Annotated in this window: 18 protein-coding genes and 1 other RNA gene; 12 read left to right on the top strand and 7 right to left on the bottom strand. The window is 64.7% G+C overall.

The window, feature by feature from the left end:
• Positions 1–65: 65 nt before the first annotated feature.
• From ACP153_RS13065 to uvrC, 5 genes are all read left to right on the top strand, one after another.
• Complete coding sequence (locus ACP153_RS13065; RefSeq protein WP_424971433.1) at positions 66–863, top strand: S49 family peptidase; 798 nt, start codon at positions 66–68, stop codon at positions 861–863.
• Between the two features lie 3 nt (positions 864–866).
• Positions 867–1037, top strand: coding sequence for a hypothetical protein (locus ACP153_RS13060; RefSeq protein WP_424971432.1), 171 nt, complete (start codon positions 867–869; stop codon positions 1035–1037).
• Positions 1038–1043: 6 nt separating this feature from the next.
• Entirely contained in the window at positions 1044–1985 is a 942-nt protein-coding gene (locus tag ACP153_RS13055) for a calcium/sodium antiporter (RefSeq protein WP_424971431.1), read from the top strand.
• A 10-nt stretch (positions 1986–1995) separates the two neighbouring features.
• Positions 1996–2775 carry an SDR family oxidoreductase gene (locus ACP153_RS13050; protein WP_424971430.1) on the top strand — a complete coding sequence of 260 codons (780 nt, stop codon included), beginning with the start codon at positions 1996–1998 and terminating at the stop codon, positions 2773–2775.
• Between the two features lie 293 nt (positions 2776–3068).
• Positions 3069–4952, top strand: coding sequence for an excinuclease ABC subunit UvrC (gene uvrC / locus ACP153_RS13045; protein ID WP_424971429.1), 1884 nt, complete (start codon positions 3069–3071; stop codon positions 4950–4952).
• 6 nt (positions 4953–4958) lie between these two features.
• Here uvrC and recR read toward each other — a convergent pair whose 3' ends face one another.
• The 6 genes from recR to ffs all read right to left on the bottom strand — a co-directional run bounded on the left by recR (position 4959) and on the right by ffs (position 9743).
• Positions 4959–5558: a recombination mediator RecR gene (gene recR, locus ACP153_RS13040; RefSeq protein ID WP_424971428.1), complete on the bottom strand. Its 600-nt coding sequence runs from the start codon at positions 5556–5558 to the stop codon at positions 4959–4961.
• Between the two features lie 3 nt (positions 5559–5561).
• Complete coding sequence (locus ACP153_RS13035; RefSeq protein WP_424965443.1) at positions 5562–5906, bottom strand: YbaB/EbfC family nucleoid-associated protein; 345 nt, start codon at positions 5904–5906, stop codon at positions 5562–5564.
• A 20-nt stretch (positions 5907–5926) separates the two neighbouring features.
• Positions 5927–7711 (bottom strand): DNA polymerase III subunit gamma/tau, encoded by a 1785-nt coding sequence (locus tag ACP153_RS13030; protein ID WP_424971427.1) that lies wholly within the window; start codon positions 7709–7711, stop codon positions 5927–5929.
• A 91-nt stretch (positions 7712–7802) separates the two neighbouring features.
• Positions 7803–9110: a PepSY-associated TM helix domain-containing protein gene (locus ACP153_RS13025; protein WP_424971426.1), complete on the bottom strand. Its 1308-nt coding sequence runs from the start codon at positions 9108–9110 to the stop codon at positions 7803–7805.
• Positions 9111–9150: 40 nt separating this feature from the next.
• Positions 9151–9627: a hypothetical protein gene (locus tag ACP153_RS13020; RefSeq protein WP_424971425.1), complete on the bottom strand. Its 477-nt coding sequence runs from the start codon at positions 9625–9627 to the stop codon at positions 9151–9153.
• A gap of 19 nt (positions 9628–9646) precedes the next feature.
• Positions 9647–9743, bottom strand: an RNA gene (gene ffs, locus ACP153_RS13015) — signal recognition particle sRNA small type.
• A 113-nt stretch (positions 9744–9856) separates the two neighbouring features.
• On the opposite strand from ffs, the gene nudC reads away from it, so the two are divergent.
• Positions 9857–10813, top strand: a complete 957-nt coding sequence (gene nudC, locus ACP153_RS13010) for an NAD(+) diphosphatase (RefSeq protein ID WP_424971424.1) — start codon at positions 9857–9859, stop codon at positions 10811–10813.
• Between the two features lie 13 nt (positions 10814–10826).
• Positions 10827–11294, top strand: a complete 468-nt coding sequence (locus tag ACP153_RS13005) for an SRPBCC family protein (RefSeq protein ID WP_424971423.1) — start codon at positions 10827–10829, stop codon at positions 11292–11294.
• 17 nt (positions 11295–11311) lie between these two features.
• Here the strand turns inward: ACP153_RS13005 and ACP153_RS13000 are convergent, their stop codons facing one another.
• On the bottom strand, positions 11312–12145 hold the full coding sequence (locus ACP153_RS13000) for a prephenate dehydratase (RefSeq protein WP_424971422.1): 834 nt from the start codon (positions 12143–12145) through the stop codon (positions 11312–11314).
• A gap of 123 nt (positions 12146–12268) precedes the next feature.
• On the opposite strand from ACP153_RS13000, the gene ACP153_RS12995 reads away from it, so the two are divergent.
• From ACP153_RS12995 to ACP153_RS12975, 5 genes are all read left to right on the top strand, one after another.
• The gene (locus tag ACP153_RS12995) at positions 12269–12784 is read left to right on the top strand and encodes a c-type cytochrome (RefSeq protein ID WP_424971421.1); all 516 of its coding nucleotides are present in this window, start codon (positions 12269–12271) and stop codon (positions 12782–12784) included.
• A 205-nt stretch (positions 12785–12989) separates the two neighbouring features.
• Complete coding sequence (locus ACP153_RS12990) at positions 12990–14891, top strand: extracellular solute-binding protein (RefSeq protein WP_424971420.1); 1902 nt, start codon at positions 12990–12992, stop codon at positions 14889–14891.
• 4 nt (positions 14892–14895) lie between these two features.
• On the top strand, positions 14896–15996 hold the full coding sequence (locus ACP153_RS12985; RefSeq protein WP_424971419.1) for a microcin C ABC transporter permease YejB: 1101 nt from the start codon (positions 14896–14898) through the stop codon (positions 15994–15996).
• Between the two features lies 1 nt (position 15997).
• Positions 15998–17182, top strand: a complete 1185-nt coding sequence (locus ACP153_RS12980; protein WP_424971418.1) for an ABC transporter permease — start codon at positions 15998–16000, stop codon at positions 17180–17182.
• Positions 17179–18780 carry an ABC transporter ATP-binding protein gene (locus tag ACP153_RS12975; RefSeq protein WP_424971417.1) on the top strand — a complete coding sequence of 534 codons (1602 nt, stop codon included), beginning with the start codon at positions 17179–17181 and terminating at the stop codon, positions 18778–18780. The genes ACP153_RS12980 and ACP153_RS12975 overlap by 4 nt, the downstream gene beginning before the upstream one ends.
• Positions 18781–18827: the final 47 nt, after the last annotated feature.

Genomic DNA, 18827 nt, shown 5'->3' with positions numbered 1-18827 from the left:
AGTATTGTCGGTCCCGCATCTGCGGTGCCTTGTCGCTGGCGCGCACGCGGCTTACATCGCCCTCCATGAAAAGATGGCTGCCCTTCGTCAAAAAACATCCCACCGTCTCGGTCGTTCGCCTGCAAGGCGCGATTGCCGCGACCGGTCGTGGAACCCTGAACGATCCCGGTGTCGCGCCTCTGTTGGAGCGCGCCTTCTCCAAAGGCAAGCCCGCGGCGGTGGCGCTGGTGATCAACTCCCCCGGCGGCTCGCCCGCGCAATCCTCGCTGATCGGGGCGCGGATCCGACGGCTGTCTAAGGAGAAGGAGGTCCCGGTCTACGCCTTTGTCGAGGATGTGGCGGCTTCGGGCGGCTACTGGATTGCGGCGACGGCGGATGAGATCTGGGTCGATGCGACCTCGATCGTCGGCTCCATCGGGGTGATTTCCGCCTCCTTCGGGTTCCATGAGCTGATGCAGCGTCAGGGGATCGAGCGCCGCGTGCACACCGCGGGCAAGGACAAATCCATGCTCGACCCGTTCCGCCCCGAACGTGAAGAGGATGTCGAACGCCTCAAGGCGCTGCAGGCCCAGCTCCATGAGACCTTCAAGGGGCACATCACCGCCCGGCGCGGGGCCAAGCTGCCCGAGGACCAGGATCTCTTTACCGGGGAGGTGTGGATCGGCCAGCAGGGCATTGATGTGGGCCTCGCCGACGGGATCGGCCACCTGGTGCCGGTGATGAAGGACAAGCTCGGCGACAAGACCCGGTTCCGCGTCTATGGCGCGAAGCGCCCGCTGGTCAGCCGGTTCGGCCTTTCGCTGGTCGAAGACACCCTCGCGGGTCTCGAAGAGCGCGGCCTCTGGGCGCGTTACGGTCTCTGAGGGATGATATTCAAGATCGTCACCGTGTTTCTCATCGGCATGGCCGTCCTGGCCATGTTCGGGAAACTGCGTCTGCCCTATCTGGGCAAGGTGGCGTTGAAGAAACCGACGAAATGCAGGTCCTGCGGTCGCTATCTGCTGTCCAATGACCCCTGTGGTTGCGGCAAGGGATAGGCGCGTATGGATTTCCTGTTTGCGGCCCTTGGGCTGGTGATCCTGGTTCTGGCCGGGGACAGCCTGGTGAAGGGGGCCGTCAATCTCAGCCTCCGGGTCGGGATCCCGGCCCTGATCGTGTCCCTGACGATCGTCGCCTTTGGCACCTCGGCCCCTGAGCTGTTGATCTCGATCGCGGCGGTTGAGGATGACGTGCCGGGCCTCGCGCTGGGCAATGTGGTCGGTTCGAACACCGCCAATGTCCTTCTGGTGCTGGGGATCCCGGCGCTCCTCGCGGGGCTGCACACCGCCGATTGCGACACGAAACGAAGTTACATCCAGATGCTGGCGGCGACCTTCCTCTTCATCGCCGTGTGTTTTCTGGGCCCGATCACCTGGATCCACGGGCTGGTGCTTCTGGCGGCGCTGTCCTTCATGCTGGTCGATGCCCTACGCGAGGCGCGCGCCCATCGCAAGGCGCAGGAGGACGAGGAAGAGGAGGTCGAGGGTGCGGATCCCAGCATGTCCTGGCCCAAGATCATCCTGTTCCTGTTGCTCGGTCTGATCGGTCTGCCCCTCGGGGCGGATCTGCTGGTGGATGCCTCGATCAACATCGCTCTGGCCTTCGGCATCTCCGAGGAGGTGATTGGCCTGACGCTCGTCGCCTTTGGCACCTCCCTGCCGGAATTGGCGACGACGGTCATGGCCTCGATCCGGCGACAGGCGGATGTGGCGCTGGGCAATGTGATCGGTTCGAACATGTTCAACCTGCTCGCGATCATCGGCATCACGGCCCTTGTGGGTGAGATCCCCGTGACCGCCGAATTCCTGCGATTTGACCTCTGGGTGATGCTTGGCGCGTCGCTCCTGCTGATCCCGTTTGTCTACTTCCGCGTCAACCTCACGCGGCTCGCCGGAGTCGTCTTGACAGGCCTCTATGCAGCCTATGTGGTGATGCTCCTAACGTGAGGGGCGGGACATGACGAAGGCAGCATTGGTCACCGGGGCGGGCAAACGCCTCGGGGCTTCGATGGCAGTTTATCTGGCGGAACGGGGCTATGATCTGGCCATTCACTACGCCAGTTCCGCGACCGAGGCCGAAGCGGTCGCCGAGCAGATCCGGGCCCTGGGTCGCAAGGCGGTGACCCTGCAGGCGGACCTGCTGTCCGAGACCGACATGAGCCGGCTGGTGCCCGACGCAGCGGCTGCCCTCGGCCCCTTGAGCGTGCTGGTAAACAACGCCTCGATTTTCGAATATGACACGGTGCAGACCGCCACGCGCGAGAACTGGGACCGCCATTTTCAAAGCAATCTGCGCGCGCCCTTCGTGCTGACCCAGGCCTTTGCCGCGCAGGCGCCCGAGACACAGACGGATGCGAACGGGGAGCCGCTGGCCAGCAGCCTCGTGATCAACCTGATCGATCAAAGGGTGCGCAAACTGACCCCGGAATTCATGACCTATACCCTTGCGAAGATGGGGCTCTGGGCCTTTACCCAGACTGCGGCACAGGCGCTCGCACCACAGATCCGGGTCAACGCCATCGGCCCCGGCCCTACCCTGCGTGGGGGGCGTCAATCCGAGGCGCATTTCGCCAAGCAGCGCGCCGCGACCCTGCTGGAACGGGGCGCAGACCCTGCGGGGATCACGACGGCGCTGGGCTATTTCCTCGACGCGCCCGCGGTGACCGGGCAGCTCCTCTGCGTGGATGGAGGACAGCATCTCGCCTGGGCCACACCGGACGTGATCGGGGTCGAGTGACGTTGGGCCAAGCGGCACCGTTTTGCGATTTTTTGCTGGGGGTGGCCTTGACTTGTCCACCGGGCTTTCGCAGCTCAGGAAAAGCGTCACGATTCTGTCACAGAGTTTGACACCCGAAGTGTCAACAGAAATTACGAAGCAAAAACAGTATGTTAGGGCGTTGACCATTTTTTAATCAAAATGAAGAACCCCTCACAAACAAAAGGAAAAATCCGGTTGAAGGAAACTTGCCCCCAGAGTTATCCACACAATCCGTGGACAACCGCGGTCAAGCAATTTCTCGGATGAGTGGTATGGTCGAAACTGATCAAAATGATGCGGAAAACGGGGAATCGTTGACTGGACATGCGCTGATCCAGAGCTACCTCCGAACGCTGGACGGCTCTCCGGGCGTCTACCGCATGCTCGACGCCGAGAGCCGGGTGCTCTATGTGGGCAAGGCGCGGAACCTCAAGGCGCGGGTGTCGAACTACGCGCGGATGTCGGGGCATTCGGCGCGGATTGCGCGGATGATTTCCGAGACCGCGTCGATGATGTTCCTGACCACGCGGACCGAGACCGAGGCGCTGCTCTTGGAGCAGAACCTCATCAAGCAGCTCAAGCCGCGCTACAACGTGCTGCTGCGCGACGACAAGAGCTTTCCGAACATCCTCGTGGCCAAGGACCATCCCTTTCCGCAGATCCGCAAGCATCGCGGGCGCAAGGCGGACAAGGGCGCCTATTACGGCCCCTTCGCCAGCGCGGGCGCCGTGAACCGGTCGCTCAACCAGCTGCAGAAAGTGTTCCTCTTGCGGAACTGCTCGGATTCGATGTTTGCCAGCCGGACGCGGCCCTGCCTGCTCTATCAGATCAAGCGCTGTTCAGCGCCCTGCACCGGCGAGATCTCGGAGACCGACTACGCCGCTTCGGTCAAGGATGCGGAGCGGTTCCTGTCGGGCAAATCCACGGATGTGCAGGAGAAGCTCGCGGCGCAAATGGCCCAGGCCTCCGAAGAGATGGAGTTTGAGCGCGCCGCCGCCCTGCGCGACCGGATCCGCGCCATGACCCAGGTGCAATCGGCGCAAGGGATCAATCCGCGCACGGTGTCGGAGGCCGATGTCATCGCGCTCCATCTTGAGAGCGGGCAAGCCTGCGTGCAGGTCTTCTTCATCCGGGCGAACCAGAACTGGGGGAACCGGGATTTCTATCCGCGCACGGGATCCGGCGCGGAGGAGCCCGAGATCCTCGAGGCGTTTCTCGGCCAGTTCTATGACCAGAAGGATCCGCCCCGGCAGATCCTCCTCAGCCACCCGATAGAGAACACCGACCTGATGGCGACCGCCCTGTCGGAGAAGCTGGGCCGCAAGGTCGAGATCCTCGTGCCCCAGCGCGGCGAGAAGGCGGAGCTGATCGAGAGTGCGGCGCGCAATGCCCGCGAGAGCCTCGCCCGCAAGATGGCCGAGAGCGCGACCCAGACCAAGCTCCTGCGTGGTCTCGCGGAGGCCTTCGAGTTGGACGCGCCGCCCAAGCGGATCGAGGTCTATGACAACTCCCACATCCAGGGCACCGATGCGGTGGGCGCGATGATCGTGGCCGGGGCGGAGGGGTTGCTGAAATCCCAGTACCGCAAGTTTAACATCCGCGGCGATGACCTGACCCCGGGGGACGATTTCGGGATGATGAAGGAGGTGCTGTCGCGCCGCTTCAAACGCTTGCTCAAGGAGGACCCGGACCGCGAGAGCGAAGCCTGGCCGGACCTCCTGCTGATCGATGGCGGCGCGGGCCAGGTCTCGGCCGTGGCCGAGATCCTGGGCGATCTCGGGGTCGAGGATGTCCCCTTCATCGGGGTCGCCAAGGGCCTTGATCGTGATGCGGGGAAGGAGGAGTTCTACCGTCCCGGCATGCGCGCGACCGCGCTGCGCCACAACGATCCGGTGCTCTACTTCGTGCAGCGTTTGCGGGACGAGGCGCACCGCTTTGCCATCGGCACCCACCGGGCGAAACGGTCGAAATCCGTGGGGCGCACGCCGCTGGACGAGATCGCCGGGGTGGGGGCCACGCGCAAACGCGCGCTGCTCGCGCATTTCGGCTCCGCCAAGGCGGTGGGGCGTGCGAACCTGTCGGATCTCAAGGCGGTGGACGGGATTTCAGAGGCGATGGCCCAGACGATCTACGATTTCTTCCACGCGCGCGGATAGGGGGCGTCAGAACGCCTTGCGGGCGCGCAGGGCGGCGGTGATCGTCCCGTCATCGAGATAGTCGAGCTCGCCGCCGATGGGCACGCCCTGGGCGAGGCTGGTCACCGTCGCACCCGATCCTTCCAGCACGTCGGCGATGTAATGGGCGGTGGTCTGGCCATCCACCGTGGCCGCGAGCGCGAGGATCACCTCCGTCGCGCCCTCGCTCGCCACCCGGTCCTTGAGCTGTGGGATGCGCAGCTCCTCCGGGCCGATTGCGTCCAGCGCCGAGAGGGTGCCGCCCAGCACATGGTAGCGCCCCTTGAACACGCCGGAGCGTTCCATCGCCCAGAGATCCGCGACGTCCTCCACAACGCAGATCTCGCCCGTCGCGCGTTTCTCGGAACTGCAGATCTCGCAGATATCCTGCGTGCCGATATTCCCGCAATTCAGGCAATCCCGGGCGGAGGCGGCGACCTCCTGCATGGCAGCGCCCAGAGACCCCAGAAGCCGCTTGTTCTTGCCCAGCAGGAACAGCACCGCGCGCCGCGCCGAACGCGGCCCAAGCCCGGGCAACCGCGCCATCAGGTCGATCAGGTTCTCGATGTCCTTGGGCGCGGTACTCATGGCTTAGAAGGGCAGTTTCATGCCTTCGGGCAAGTTCAGCCCTTCGGTGACCTTCGCCATCTCTTCGCGCCCCTTGTCGAGCGCCTTGGCCTGAGCGTCCTTGATCGCGGCGAGGATCAGGTCCTCGGCGACTTCCTTTTCCTCGGGGTTGAAGATCGACGGATCGATATCCAGCCCGGTCAGTTCGCCCTTGGCGGTGGCCGTGGCCTTGACCAGCCCGGCACCGCTCTCGCCGGTGACGATCATCGTCGCGAGGTTTTCCTGCATTTCGGCCATTTTGGCCTGCATGTCCTGCGCCTGCTTCATGACCTTGGCCATATCGCCAAGCTGTCCCAACCCTTTGAGCATTGTGAGGTTCCTTTCCGGTATCAGTCGTCTTCGAAGGGGTCCCATTCATCCTCGACCTCCGGGAGCGCCTCGATGGCGGCCTCCTGAGCCAGGTCGGAATGGGAGCGAATTTCTGTGATCTTGGCCTTGGGGAAGGCCGCGAAGACCGCCGCCACCATCGGATGCGCGAGGGCGGCCTTTTCCTGTTCGAGCTTTTCCGCGTCGCGGGTCTCGGCGATGGTCGGCGCGTCGGCCTCGGCCACGACGCTCACGGCCCAGCGAACACCGGTCCAGGTCTGGAGCCGTTGCGCGAGGCGCGGGGCCAGATCGCGCGGCGCGCTCTCGGTCGGGGCAAACTCGATCCGCCCGGGGCTGTAGGACGCCAGGCGCAGCCCGCCCTCGATCTCCACCAGCAGTTTCACGTCCCGGCGGGTGCGGATCAGTTCGACCACATCCTCGAACCGTCCGTAACGGGCAAGCGCATCCTCCGCCGGGGCGGCCATGGCCAGCGCGGGGCCTGCGCCGCCATGGGCGCTGACACTGCTTGCGGCGGCGCTCTGCGATGGGGCCGGGGTGCCTTGCATCCGGGCGCGCGCCGTGGTCCCGCCGCCGCCTTGCGGGGCAGGGGCGCCGCCCCCCGCGGGTCCCGAGGGGACCGGCGTGTTCTGCAGCTTGCGCACCAGATCCTCGGGGGAGGGCAGATCTGCCACATGGGTCAGCCGAATGATCGCCATCTCGGCGGCCATCATGGCGTTCGGGCTGATCGCGACCTCCTCCAGCGCCTTGAGCAGCATCTGCCACATCCGCGTCATGGCTCGCATGGGCAGGGCCTCGGCGGCGGCCTGTCCCCGGGCGCGCTCATCGGGGCTGACCGTGGGGTCCTCGGCAGCTTCGGGGGTGATCTTGATGACCGACACCCAATGGGTGACCTCGGCCAGATCCCGCAGCACAGCCATGGGATCCGCCCCGTCGGAGTACTGGGCCGAGAGCTCGGTCAGGGCGCCTGCTGCGTCCCCGCGCATCACCAGATCAAAGAGGTCCATGACCCGCCCGCGATCGGCAAGGCCCAGCATGGCGCGGACCTGCTCGGCGGTGGTCTCGCCCGCACCGTGGCTGATCGCCTGATCCAGAAGGCTCATGGCATCGCGGACCGAGCCTTCGGCGGCCCGGGTGATCAGGGCCAGCGCATCCTCGGCGATCTCGGCCTTCTCCAGATCCGAGATCCGGCGCAGATGGGCGATCATCACCTCCGGCTCGATCCGGCGCAGATCGAAGCGCTGGCACCGGCTGAGCACGGTGACCGGAACCTTGCGGATCTCGGTAGTGGCGAAGATGAATTTCACATGGGCGGGCGGCTCTTCGAGGGTCTTGAGCAGCGCGTTGAACGCGCTGGTCGAGAGCATATGTACCTCGTCGATGATGAAGATCTTGTAGCGCGCCGAGGCGGGGGCGTAATGCACCGAATCGAGCACATTGGCGCGGATGTCGTCGATCTTCGTCTGGCTCGCGCCATCCATCTCGATCACATCCACATGCTGGCCCGCCATGATGCCCCGGCAATTGTCGCATTGCCCGCAAGGATCCGTGGTCGGCCCGCCCGAGCCATCGGGACCGGTGCAATTCATGCCCTTGGCGATGATCCGCGCCGTGGTCGTCTTCCCGGTGCCGCGGATACCGGTCATCATGAAGGCCTGCGCGATCCGGTCCGCCTGGAACGCATTGCGCAGGGTCCGGACCATGGCGTCCTGTCCGATCAGGTCTGCAAAGGTCGCCGGACGGTATTTCCGCGCCAGCACCTGATAGCCGTTCTCGTCCGTCTCGCTCATGTCGCCCCGTCTGACTCGCCCACGCTGCAAGGTAGGCGGGCGCAGGGCAGAGGTCCAGCGCCACCGCAGGGCGGCAGCGCTGGAATATTGCTCAGCTCTGCGGTGCGCCGAACCAGCCCAGCCGCCGGAAGATCAGCCGGTCAAGGATCAGCGCAAGCACCAGCGACGCCCCGACAAGCGGCAGCAGGATCGACAGACCGATCACAAGCAGGATCATACCCGCACCCAGCCGGGCCTCGGGTGCCGCTGGCACCCCGAGGCTGCCCTTGGGCCGTCGCGCCCACCACGCCACGAAGCCCGAGACCGACAGCACCAGCGCGAGCAGAGCCGCGATGGTGTTCTGGATCAGGTTGAGCGGGCCGTAGAGCTCCCCTTGGTGGAACGAGATCCCGAGGGAGACGGCCTTGGCCACGGGTGGGTTGTCGGTGAAATCGACCCGCGCGAGGACCTCGCCGGAATACTGATCCACGATCAGCTCTGTCTGCTCGAACCGGTCGCGGGAGGCGGAGCGGATCCAGAACGCCGCCTCCGCATTTTTGGGCGGACGCAGCTCGTAGGGCGCGGCCAGCCCCTCGGCCCGGGCAATCGCGAAGACCTCTGCCTGGGCGAGGGTCGTGCCACTCTCGCTGGTGGAGCCGGGCACGCGCCCCCCGAAGCGCAAGGATTTCGAAGATTGGCCCGTCTCCTGCTGCACCCGGTCGAGTGCGCCGCCCCAGACATCCGTCCAGGGCAGGCCGGTGACCAGGATCGGAACCACGAGCACCGTCGCCAGCATTCCGGTGAAGAGATGGGTCTGCCGCCACCACGCACGCCCGGGCGTCTTGCGGCCCGGAGGTTGCACGGCCTGCGCGAGGCTACGGTCGCCGCGCGGCCACCAGAGATAGGCGCCGGTGATGAACATCACGATGGCCCAATGGGCGGCAAGCTCGACGAATTTGGTGCCAAAGGCCCCGAGCAGAAGCTCGCCATGGATCTTCTTGACCATGCGCATGAGCGTTTCGTCCCGCGGGGTGACCGCAAGAACCTCGGCCGTATAAGGATCCACCCAGGCATAGGAGCGGGTTTTGTCCCCATCGTTGAACTCGATCAGCGTGCTGCGTCCGGGCATGTCCGACGTGGTGATCCCGCGCAGGCGGGTGATCCCGGCACGCGCTTCCACGGCCGCGACCTGATCCTCGAAGGGCAGAACCTCCGCGCCGATGGGGACGTTCAGCCGGTCGGCATAGATCCATTCCTCGATCTGCGGCTTGTAGAGATAGAGGGCGCCCGTGATCGAGAGAAGCGCCATGAAGGGCAGCACATAGAGTGCGGCCAGAAAGTGCCATTTCCAGACGAGACGGTAGAAGGCGCCGCCGGTCGTCCGCGCGACCTCGGGCGGCGATGCGGTTGCATCGGTCATAAGTTTATTCCTGTGATGTTGTTGAGAGGGATAAGGGGGCTTATCCGATCACAGGCGGTCCCTGAGCGGGCGGGTTGCGGAGAAAGAGCTGCGCGCCGCGCACGGGCGGGGCGGCGACAAAGGGCAGGGCGGCATAGCTGCGTGCGAGCCGCTGCCAGAGGGCCGGAGCGGTCGCCTCCACCGCGCCAAGCGCATGCAGGGTACAGGGCTGATCGCTGTGCTCCTGCCGTTCGACCGGGTTGCCTTCGGCATCAAGCGTGATCGTCTCCAGCGTTGTGCCCGTACAGATCACGATCGTATAGGCCCCGCCAAAGGCCGTGCCCACGGCTGCGGAGAGCCGTGGCGCGAGCGTGGCCGCGATGACCAGCAGGATGACAAGAGACGTGACGATCCGCATCATCCCCCGGTGGTACGAAGGCGCTCCGGGCGCGTGAAGCGCGCATTTCCGCGCAGGGGCGGGATCATCCTCGCGCGCGCCAAAGGGGCCTGCGGGCAGACCACCGCCCGCGTTCGGCATGCATCTAGAGGGGGGGAGAGGTGAGAGGCTGGACAACGACCCAAGCGGGGCTCGTTACGGCTGCTTCCTTCCGGATCTGACCGGGTTGGCGAGGCGCTCGCCCGCGCCAACCTCTCGCCGGGGTATATACGGACCTGAAAGCCGCGCTGCAAGAGGGCGTTTCCCACGGGCAATTGTGTGTCGCGGGCAGACATGGCAAGGATCGGGGATCCCATTGGAAGGCCCCCGCATGCCCTTTGAAGATCAGATCACATTCGGAACCTCCGGGCTCGACCGGGCGGCGCATCTGCGTGGTGATGCCGAGGCGTTGGCCCGATTGGCCAAGGACCCGACGGCGCGGGCTTTCGCCTTCTGGCGCGGCAAACCGCTTGTGGGCGCCGAGGGGCTCGTGGGTCTGCCGCTGGAGCACGCGGTCTTTGCCGCCGCGACCGAGGCGCCCATTTTTCTGGGGCTCGATGCGGCAGGGCCGCGTTTTGCGCGCGATATCTCGGCCTGGGAGCCGGCGGAACCCACGGGTGAGCTTGACAGTTTTCTCGACCGCAGCGAGCAGCAGCACCCGGACCTGCCCGAGGGGGAGGTTTTTGCCGAGCTGCGCGGGATCATGACCCGGCTCACCCGGCGGGATGCGGAGTTTGCGGCCTCGGCGCGGCAGGTCATGGAATGGCACCGCACCCATAGTTTCTGTTCCATGTGCGGCGCGCCTTCGGAGGTCACCATGGGCGGCTGGCAGCGCCAGTGCCCCTCTTGCGGGCGGCACCATTTCCCGCGCACGGACCCGGTTGTGATCATGCTGATCACCCATGGCAACCGGGTGCTTCTGGGCCGCTCGCCCGGCTGGCCCGAGGGGATGTATTCCCTGCTCGCGGGGTTTGTCGAGCCCGGCGAGACCCTCGAGGCTGCCGTGCGCCGCGAGGTCTTTGAAGAGGCGGGTGTCCGTGTCGGCCCCGTGCGCTATCTGGCCTCGCAACCCTGGCCCTATCCTGCGTCCCTGATGATGGGATGCGCGGGCGAGGCGGTTAGCGAGGAGATCACCATTGATCCGGTCGAGATTGAGGATGCCATCTGGATGAACCGCGAGGAGCTTTTGCAGGTCTTCATGGGCGCCCATCCCAAGATGCGCGAGCCCCGGCGCGGGGCGATCGCCCATAGCCTGTTGACGGCGTGGCTCTCGGATCAGGCCGGATAGAAGGCGCGCGAGGATGCAGTTCAAAGCCTCAGAAGTGGTGACCGGGCCGGTCGAGGATGTCTTCGCCCAGCTCAGCGATGTCGCCTTCTATGAGCGCATGGCGCTGGAGAACGGGATTGCCGTCAAACGGCTCGACAAGCTGCCGCGTCCGGGGCCGGGTATGCGCTGGCAGATCCCGTTTCGCGCGCGAGGCCGGGACCGGATCGCCGAGATGACGATGGTCACGCTGCATGCGCCGCAGAAGATGCGGTTCGAGGGGGCGGTGCAAGGGCTGCTTTTTGAGGTCGATGTGCTGGCCGAGGCGCTGGACCCCAACGCCACGGAGGTCACCGTGGCCACCAAGACCCGCGCCAAGTCGATCACCGCGAAGGTGCTGTTGCAATCGATGAAGCTTGCCCGGGACAGCCTGAACAAGGGCTACCGGAAGCGGGTGCGCAAAGCCCTGCGCCAGCTCGAAGACCGGCTCCACGCGGACGGCTAGGTCCGCGCGCGGGTGGCTCAGTCGCGCCGGGGATCCGCCGGATAGACGCCGAGAATCTCCAGACGTGAGGTGAAATAACCGAGCTCTTCGAGGGCGAGCTGGACATTCCTGTCCTCCGGGTGGCCCTCGATATCCGCATAGAACTGCGTCGCGGTGAAGGACCCGCCGACCATATAGCTCTCGAGCTTGGTCATGTTGATGCCGTTGGTCGCGAACCCGCCCATGGCCTTGTAGAGCGCGGCGGGGATGTTGCGCACCTCGAAGACGAAAGAGGTGATCATCTTGCCCGGTCCGCGTCGGGACGTGTTCATCTCCGGCGCCATGATCAGGAACCGCGTGGTATTGTTGTCATGGTCCTCGATATGGCGCGCCAGCACGTCGAGCCCGTAGATCTCGCCCGCAAGCTCCGAGGCCAGCGCGGCCTGGGCCGGGTCGCCCGCGCGGGCGATCTGCATGGCGGATCCGGCGGTATCGGCGCCGGTCACCGCATGGATCTTGTGCTCCTGCAGGAAGCCGCGGCACTGGCCGAGCAGCACCGTGTGGCTCTGGGCCGAGCGGACCTGATCGAGCGTGGTGCCCGGCACCGCGAGCAGGTTGATATGCACGCGGACAAAGGCCTCTTCGATGATATGCAGCCCGCTTTCCGGCAGCAGCCGATGGATATCCGCCACCCGGCCATAGGTCGAGTTTTCGACCGGCAGCATGCCCAGATCGCAGGTTCCATCATGGACGGCGGCAAAGACATCCTCGAAGGTCCGGCACGGAACGGCTTCGGCGTCGGGACGGGCATCATGGCAGGCCTGGTGCGAATAAGCGCCGGGTTCTCCCTGAAATGCGATTTTGACTGTCATGGCGGGCCTCTGTCAGACGCCCGGTCAGCTCTCAGTCGGGCGTTTGGTCGCGGTATCTATACCTTGCCCTCCGGGAGGGGAAGCCATAGTTACCGTGCAAATCTTGCAGCTGGTGGTAGCAACATGTTCGATACTATGACGATGACAAAGGTTGTGGGTGGCTTTTGCGGCGCGCTCCTTGTGTTCCTGTTGGGCAGTTGGGCGGGCGGAATCCTTTATGGCACCTATGGGAGCCACGGGGATGACCACGCGCAGGCCTATTCCATCGACACGGGCGAGAGCGACGCCGTGGTCGAGGAAGTCGTCGAAGTGCCCTTTGCCGAAGTCTATGCCGCAGCCGATGCGGGCGCCGGCGAGCGTCTGTGGCGCCAGTGCCAGGCCTGCCACAAGCTTGAGCCGGGCGCGAATGGCGTTGGCCCCTATCTGCACGGGGTTGTCGATCGTCCGAAGCACGCGGCAGACGGCTACAGCTATTCCGACGGTCTGATGGCCACCACCGGCGAGTGGACCCCGGAAAACCTCAGTGCGTTCCTCGAGAATCCCAAGGAGTACGCACCGGGCACCAAGATGGCCTATCGCGGCATGGGCAAGGCCGAAGATCGCGCCAACCTGATCGCCTATCTGGCCACGTTCCAGTAAGGCGTAGCCCCTTCAGAATGTCCGAGGTCGCCGTGAGGCGGCCTCTTTTTTTGTGTCCGCCCGGACTCCGTTTTTTGTTTTTTGCTCGCGGCGGCATACTTCCTCGTGAAATCCAGGTGAGAAGGCTTGAAACATCCAAGCACGGCTCTTTAGCTTGGAGAACGGGCACGCCAGTGCCGCCATTGACACGTTCAGGAGGACATTCATGCGACATGCCAAGGCGCCCGCCGGCGAGGACACATCCCGAACCGACCGCCGTTCCGGCTGGTCACGCCCGCTCGCGCTGGTCACGGTTTTGGCCCTGAGCGCGCTGCCTGCGCAGGCGGAGATGATCACGGCCCATGGCATTTCCACCTTCGGCAATCTGAAATATGCCGCTGATTTTCCCCATCTGGACTATGTGAACCCGAACGCGCCCAAGGGCGGCGAGATTTCGGTCTGGGCCTTTGGCTCCTTCGATTCCATGAACCCCTACACGCTGAAGGGCCGCGCCGCGGGCCTGTCTTCGGTCTTCTTCGAAAGCCTGATGGCGGGCACGGCGGATGAGATCGGCGCGGTCTATTGCCTGCTCTGCGAGACGATCAGCTATCCTGAGGATCGCTCGGAAGTGACCTTCACCCTGCGGGACGGCATCACCTTCTCCGACGGCTCGGCGCTCACCGCGAGCGATATCGTGTTCTCTTACAACCTGCTTCTGACCAAGGGTCTGCCCTCCTTCCGCGCCCAGCTCGCCCAGAAGGTCGAGAGCGCCGAGGCACTCGATGACCGCACGGTGCGCTTTGTCTTCAAGGAGGGGATCCCGACCCGCGACCTGATCTCCGATGTGGGGGCGCTGCCGGTCTTCTCCGAGGCGTTCTACACCGAAAACGACCGCGATTTCGAAGAGACCTCGCTCGAGCCGCTTCTGGGCTCCGGGCCTTACGTTCTGGGCCGCATGGATGTGGGCCAGACCGTCGTCTATGAGCGGGACCCGGATTACTGGGGCGCAGATTTGCCCATCAATATCGGGCGCAGCAATTTCGACGCGATCCGGATCGAATACTACGCTGACTACAACGCGGCCTTCGAGGGCTTCAAGGGCGGCACCTATACCTTCCGGAACGAGGCCTCCTCCAAGATCTGGGCCACGGGCTATGACTTCCCGGCGATCCAGGAAGGCTCTGTCGTCAAGGCCGAGCTGCCCAACGGCGCCAAGGCCACGGGCCAGGCCTGGGTCTTCAACCTGCGCCGCCCGCAATTTCAGGACCCACGCGTCCGCGAAGCCATCGGCATGATGTTCAACTTCGAATGGTCGAACGAGACGCTGTTCTACGGCATCTATGACTATGTCGACAGCTTCTGGGACAATTCCGAACTTGAGGCGACCGGCATGCCCAGCGAGGGCGAGCTGGCCCTGCTGCAACCGCTGGTGGATGAGGGGCTGCTCGATGCGAGCATCCTGACCTCCGAGCCCTTCAGCTTCCCGCGCTCGGGCGCGCGCCAGCTCGATCGCGGCAACCTGCGCGCCGCCTCGCGCCTGCTGGACGAGGCCGGATGGGAGGTGGGCGATGATGGTCTGCGCCGCAAGGATGGCGAGGTGCTGTCCATCGAGTTCCTCAATGACAGCCAGACCTTCGACCGGGTGATCAACCCCTATGTGGAAAACCTCAAGCGGCTCGGCGTCGATGCCCGCCACACGCGGATCGACAACGCGCAGATGACCCTGCGCGAGCGGCCCCCCTCCTATGATTTCGACATCGTGACGGCCTTCATGTCCACGGATTACATCCCGGGCAGCAACCTTCGGCAGTTCTACGGCTCCGAGACCGCGGATACCTCCACCTTCAACAAGATGGGGATCCAGTCCGAGGCGGTCGACCGCATGATCAATGTGGTGCTGGACGCCGAAACCCAGGAGGAACTGACCACGGCGGTTCATGCCCTCGACCGGGTGCTGCGGGCTGAGAAGTTCTGGGTGCCGCAATGGAACAAGAACACCCATACGGTCGCCTATTACGATATGTATGAGCACCCCGAGACCCTGCCGCCCTTCGGGCTCGGCAATCTCGATTTCTGGTGGTTCAACGCGGACAAGGCCGAAGCCCTCCGGGCCAAGGGCGCGCTGTAACCCCATGGGAGCCTATATCCTGCGTCGTCTGGCGCTGATCATCCCGACCCTGTTCGGCATCATGCTGATCAATTTTGCGCTGACGCAGTTCGTCCCCGGTGGCCCTGTGGAACAGGTGCTGGCCCAGCTCGATGGCGGCGGCGACGTGTTCCAGAACATCGCCGGCGGTGGCGATGCGGGCGGCGGTGGCGGTGATGTGGGCGCAGGGGCTGCGGGCGATGACCGCTATCTCGGCTCGCGCGGGCTGCCCCCGGAATTCATCGCCGAGCTGGAGGCGCAGTTCGGCTTCGACAAGCCGCCCCATATCCGGTTCCTGAACATGATGTGGGACTACATGCGTTTCGATTTCGGCGAGAGCTATTTCCGCTCGATCAGCGTGGTGGATCTGGTGATCGAGAAGATGCCTGTCTCGATCACTCTGGGCCTCTGGTCGACGCTGATCGCCTATCTCGTCTCGATCCCGCTGGGCATCCGCAAGGCCGTCCGCGACGGGTCGAGCTTTGACACCTGGACCTCCGGCCTGATCATCGTGGCCTATGCGATCCCCGGCTTCCTCTTTGCGATCCTGCTCCTCGTGCTCTTCGCGGGCGGATCCTATTTTCAGTGGTTCCCCCTGCGTGGCCTCACCTCGGACAATTTTGACGAGCTGAGCGCGCTGGGCAAGGTGGGTGACTACCTGTGGCACATCACCCTGCCCGTGCTGGCCTCGACCATCTCGGCCTTTGCCACGCTGACCCTGCTGACCAAGAACAGCTTCCTCGATGAGATCAAGAAGCAATACGTGATCACCGCCAAGGCCAAGGGGCTGGGCGAGAGCCAGGTTCTCTATGGCCATGTGTTCCGCAACGCCATGCTGATCGTGATCGCAGGCTTTCCCGCGGTCTTCGTCTCGGTCTTCTTTGGCGGCTCGCTGATCATCGAGACGATCTTCAGCCTCGACGGGTTGGGCCGCATGGGCTTTGAAGCCGCCGTGGCCCGGGATTATCCGGTGATCTTCGGGACGCTCTTCGTGTTCGGACTGATCGGGCTCCTGATGGGGCTCGTCTCGGACCTGATGTATGTCTGGATCGACCCACGGATCGATTTCGCCTCGAGGGAGACGTAACATGGCCCTCGCCGAAGAAACCCGCCCCGACGACACCCCGCAGCCCGAGGCAATCACCGCGCCCGAGAAGAAGTCGCGCTTCGGCCTCTCGCCGCTCGGCCAGCGCCGCTGGCGCAATTTCAAGGCCAACCGCCGGGCCTATTGGTCGCTGATCCTCTTCGGCACGCTCTTTGTCCTGTCGCTCTTTGCCGAGCTGATCGCGAACGACAAGCCGATCATCGTCAGCTATCAGGGCGAGCTGCACTTCCCGGTAACCCAATTCTACCCGGAGACCGCCTTTGGCGGGGATTTCCGGACCGAGGCGGTCTACCGCGACGACGAGGTGCAATGCCTTATCATCTCCGGCGGGCTCGAGGATTGCTTCGACGACCCGATCGGCGTGATCGAGGATGCGCGCGATGGCGAAGTCGGCGGGGCCGAGATCCACAAGGGGTGGCTGCTCTGGCCGCTGATCCCCTACAGCTATGACACGATCAACGACATTCAGGGCACAGCGCCGTCAGCGCCCGACGCCAATCACTGGCTGGGCACCGATGACACGGCCCGCGATGTGCTGGCGCGGGTGATCTACGGCTTCCGCCTCTCGGTGGCCTTTGCGCTGGTCGTGACCTTCCTGACCTCGGTGATCGGGATCGCCGCAGGCGCGGTGCAGGGCTATTTCGGCGGGCTCACGGACCTGATCTTCCAACGGATCATCGAGCTCTGGGGGGCAACGCCGAGCCTCTATATCATCATCATCGTCGCGGCGATCTTCCAGATGAATTTCTGGCTACTCGTCTTCCTCATGGTGCTCTTTGGCTGGACGGCGCTGGTGGGCGTGGTGCGGGCGGAGTTCCTGCGCGCGCGGAACTTCGAGTATGTCCGTGCGGCCCGGGCGCTGGGTGTGTCCAACGTTAAGATCATGTTCCGCCATGTGCTGCCCAACGCGATGGTGGCGACGGTCACCATGCTGCCCTTCATCGTCACGGGCACCGTGGGCTCCCTGGCCACGCTCGACTTCCTCGGCTTCGGTCTGCCGTCCTCGGCGCCGTCCCTGGGTGAGCTGACCCTGCAGGCCAAGCAGAACCTGCAGGCGCCGTGGCTCGGCTTCACCGCCTTCTTTACCTTCGCGATCATGCTGTCGCTGATGGTGTTCGTCTTCGAGGGTATCCGCGATGCCTTTGACCCCAGAAAGACCTTCTCATGAGCGATGCAGTCCTTCAGGTGCGCGACCTGCGCGTGGCCTTCCGGCAGGACGGCCAGCTCTCCGAGGCGGTCAAGGGCGTCAGCTTTGACGTGGCCTCGGGGGAGACCGTGGCCCTTGTGGGCGAGAGCGGTTCGGGCAAGTCGGTAACCGCGCTCAGCACGGTCTCGCTCCTGCCTGATGCGGCGGAGGTCTCCGGCTCCATCACCTATGAGGGCACCGAGATGGTCGGCGCGCCCGAGGCGGATCTGCGACGGGTGCGGGGCAATGATGTCAGCTTCATCTTTCAGGAGCCGATGACCTCGCTCAACCCGCTTCACCCGCTGGAAAAGCAGATCACCGAAAGCCTGACCCTGCATCAGGGCCTCACGGGCGACGCTGCGCGCACGCGGGTCATCGACCTGCTGGAAAAGGTCGGGATCCGCGATGCGGAAAGCCGGTTGGAGGCCTATCCCCACCAGCTCTCGGGCGGGCAGCGGCAGCGCGTGATGATTGCCATGGCACTGGCCAACGGGCCGCATCTCCTGATTGCGGACGAGCCGACCACGGCGCTCGATGTCACCATTCAGGCGCAGATCCTCGATCTTCTGGCGGAGTTGAAGGCCTCCGAAGGGATGAGCCTTTTGTTCATCACCCATGACCTGACCATTGTGCGGCGGATTGCAGACCGGGTCTGTGTGATGCAGGGCGGCGAGATCGTCGAGACCGGCCCCACGGCCGAGATCTTTGCCAATCCGCAGCACCCCTATACGCGCAAGCTCTTGGCGGCGGAGCCATCGGGCCAGCCCGACCCGGTGCCCGAGGCCGCGCCCATCGTGGCGGAGACCCAGAACCTCAAGGTCTGGTTCCCGATCCAGCGCGGCATCCTGCGCCGCACAGTGGGTCATGTGAAGGCCGTCAATGATGCGACACTGGATGTGCGCGCGGGCGAGACCCTCGGCATCGTGGGCGAAAGCGGCTCGGGCAAGACGACTCTCGCGCTCGCGATCCTGCGACTGATCTCCTCCGAGGGGCGGATCGTCTATGCAGGCGAGAACATCCAGGGCTGGAAAACGCGGGAGCTGCGGCGCCTGCGCAAGGATATGCAGGTGGTCTTTCAGGACCCCTATGGCAGCCTGAGCCCGCGCCTGACCATTGCTCAGATCATCGCCGAGGGGCTCGGGGTCCATGGCAACCCGGATGGGCGCGACCCGCGCGAGCTCGTGGCCGAGATCCTCGTGGAGGTCGGGCTCGACCCGGCGATGATGGACCGCTACCCCCATGAATTCTCCGGCGGGCAGCGGCAGCGGATCGCGATCGCCCGGGCGATGATCCTGCGACCCAAGCTGGTGGTGCTGGACGAGCCAACCTCGGCACTCGACATGACCGTGCAGGTGCAAATCGTCGAACTTCTCCGCAACCTGCAGCAGAAATACGGGCTGGCCTATATCTTCATCAGCCACGACCTGAAGGTCGTGCGCGCGCTCAGCCATAAGGTGATCGTGATGAAGCAGGGCGATGTGGTGGAGATGGGTGAAGGCGCCCAGATCTTCGAGCATCCGAGCTCGGATTACACCAAGGAATTGCTGGCCGCCGCATTCATGGATCGCGGGGCGGCCTGACCCAGAGGGTCAGGCCGGTCGCGAGGGCGCGGGCTGGGAGGAAGGGG

Origin of the sequence: Dinoroseobacter sp. S76, assembly GCF_049801095.1 — a bacterium.
GTDB lineage: Bacteria > Pseudomonadota > Alphaproteobacteria > Rhodobacterales > Rhodobacteraceae > Dinoroseobacter.
Note: the sequence above shows the minus strand (reverse complement) of the source record. Positions and strands in the feature narration are given on the sequence as shown.

Excerpts from the sequence above, each read along its gene's own strand:
- ACP153_RS13005 (WP_424971423.1), top strand. The coding sequence starts at position 10,827 with ATGCAGTTCAAAGCCTCAGAAGTGGTGACCGGGCCGGTCGAGGATGTC.
- ACP153_RS12980 (WP_424971418.1), top strand. The coding sequence starts at position 15,998 with ATGGCCCTCGCCGAAGAAACCCGCCCCGACGACACCCCGCAGCCCGAG.
- ACP153_RS13030 (WP_424971427.1), bottom strand. The coding sequence starts at position 7,711 with ATGAGCGAGACGGACGAGAACGGCTATCAGGTGCTGGCGCGGAAATAC.
- recR (WP_424971428.1), bottom strand. The coding sequence starts at position 5,558 with ATGAGTACCGCGCCCAAGGACATCGAGAACCTGATCGACCTGATGGCG.
- ACP153_RS12985 (WP_424971419.1), top strand. The coding sequence starts at position 14,896 with ATGGGAGCCTATATCCTGCGTCGTCTGGCGCTGATCATCCCGACCCTG.
- uvrC (WP_424971429.1), top strand. The coding sequence starts at position 3,069 with ATGGTCGAAACTGATCAAAATGATGCGGAAAACGGGGAATCGTTGACT.
- ACP153_RS13020 (WP_424971425.1), bottom strand. The coding sequence starts at position 9,627 with ATGCCGAACGCGGGCGGTGGTCTGCCCGCAGGCCCCTTTGGCGCGCGC.
- ACP153_RS12995 (WP_424971421.1), top strand. The coding sequence starts at position 12,269 with ATGTTCGATACTATGACGATGACAAAGGTTGTGGGTGGCTTTTGCGGC.
- ACP153_RS13035 (WP_424965443.1), bottom strand. The coding sequence starts at position 5,906 with ATGCTCAAAGGGTTGGGACAGCTTGGCGATATGGCCAAGGTCATGAAG.
- ACP153_RS13000 (WP_424971422.1), bottom strand. The coding sequence starts at position 12,145 with ATGACAGTCAAAATCGCATTTCAGGGAGAACCCGGCGCTTATTCGCAC.
- nudC (WP_424971424.1), top strand. The coding sequence starts at position 9,857 with ATGCCCTTTGAAGATCAGATCACATTCGGAACCTCCGGGCTCGACCGG.
- ACP153_RS13065 (WP_424971433.1), top strand. The coding sequence starts at position 66 with ATGAAAAGATGGCTGCCCTTCGTCAAAAAACATCCCACCGTCTCGGTC.
- ACP153_RS13055 (WP_424971431.1), top strand. The coding sequence starts at position 1,044 with ATGGATTTCCTGTTTGCGGCCCTTGGGCTGGTGATCCTGGTTCTGGCC.
- ACP153_RS13050 (WP_424971430.1), top strand. The coding sequence starts at position 1,996 with ATGACGAAGGCAGCATTGGTCACCGGGGCGGGCAAACGCCTCGGGGCT.
- ACP153_RS12975 (WP_424971417.1), top strand. The coding sequence starts at position 17,179 with ATGAGCGATGCAGTCCTTCAGGTGCGCGACCTGCGCGTGGCCTTCCGG.
- ACP153_RS12990 (WP_424971420.1), top strand. The coding sequence starts at position 12,990 with ATGCGACATGCCAAGGCGCCCGCCGGCGAGGACACATCCCGAACCGAC.
- ACP153_RS13025 (WP_424971426.1), bottom strand. The coding sequence starts at position 9,110 with ATGACCGATGCAACCGCATCGCCGCCCGAGGTCGCGCGGACGACCGGC.
- ACP153_RS13060 (WP_424971432.1), top strand. The coding sequence starts at position 867 with ATGATATTCAAGATCGTCACCGTGTTTCTCATCGGCATGGCCGTCCTG.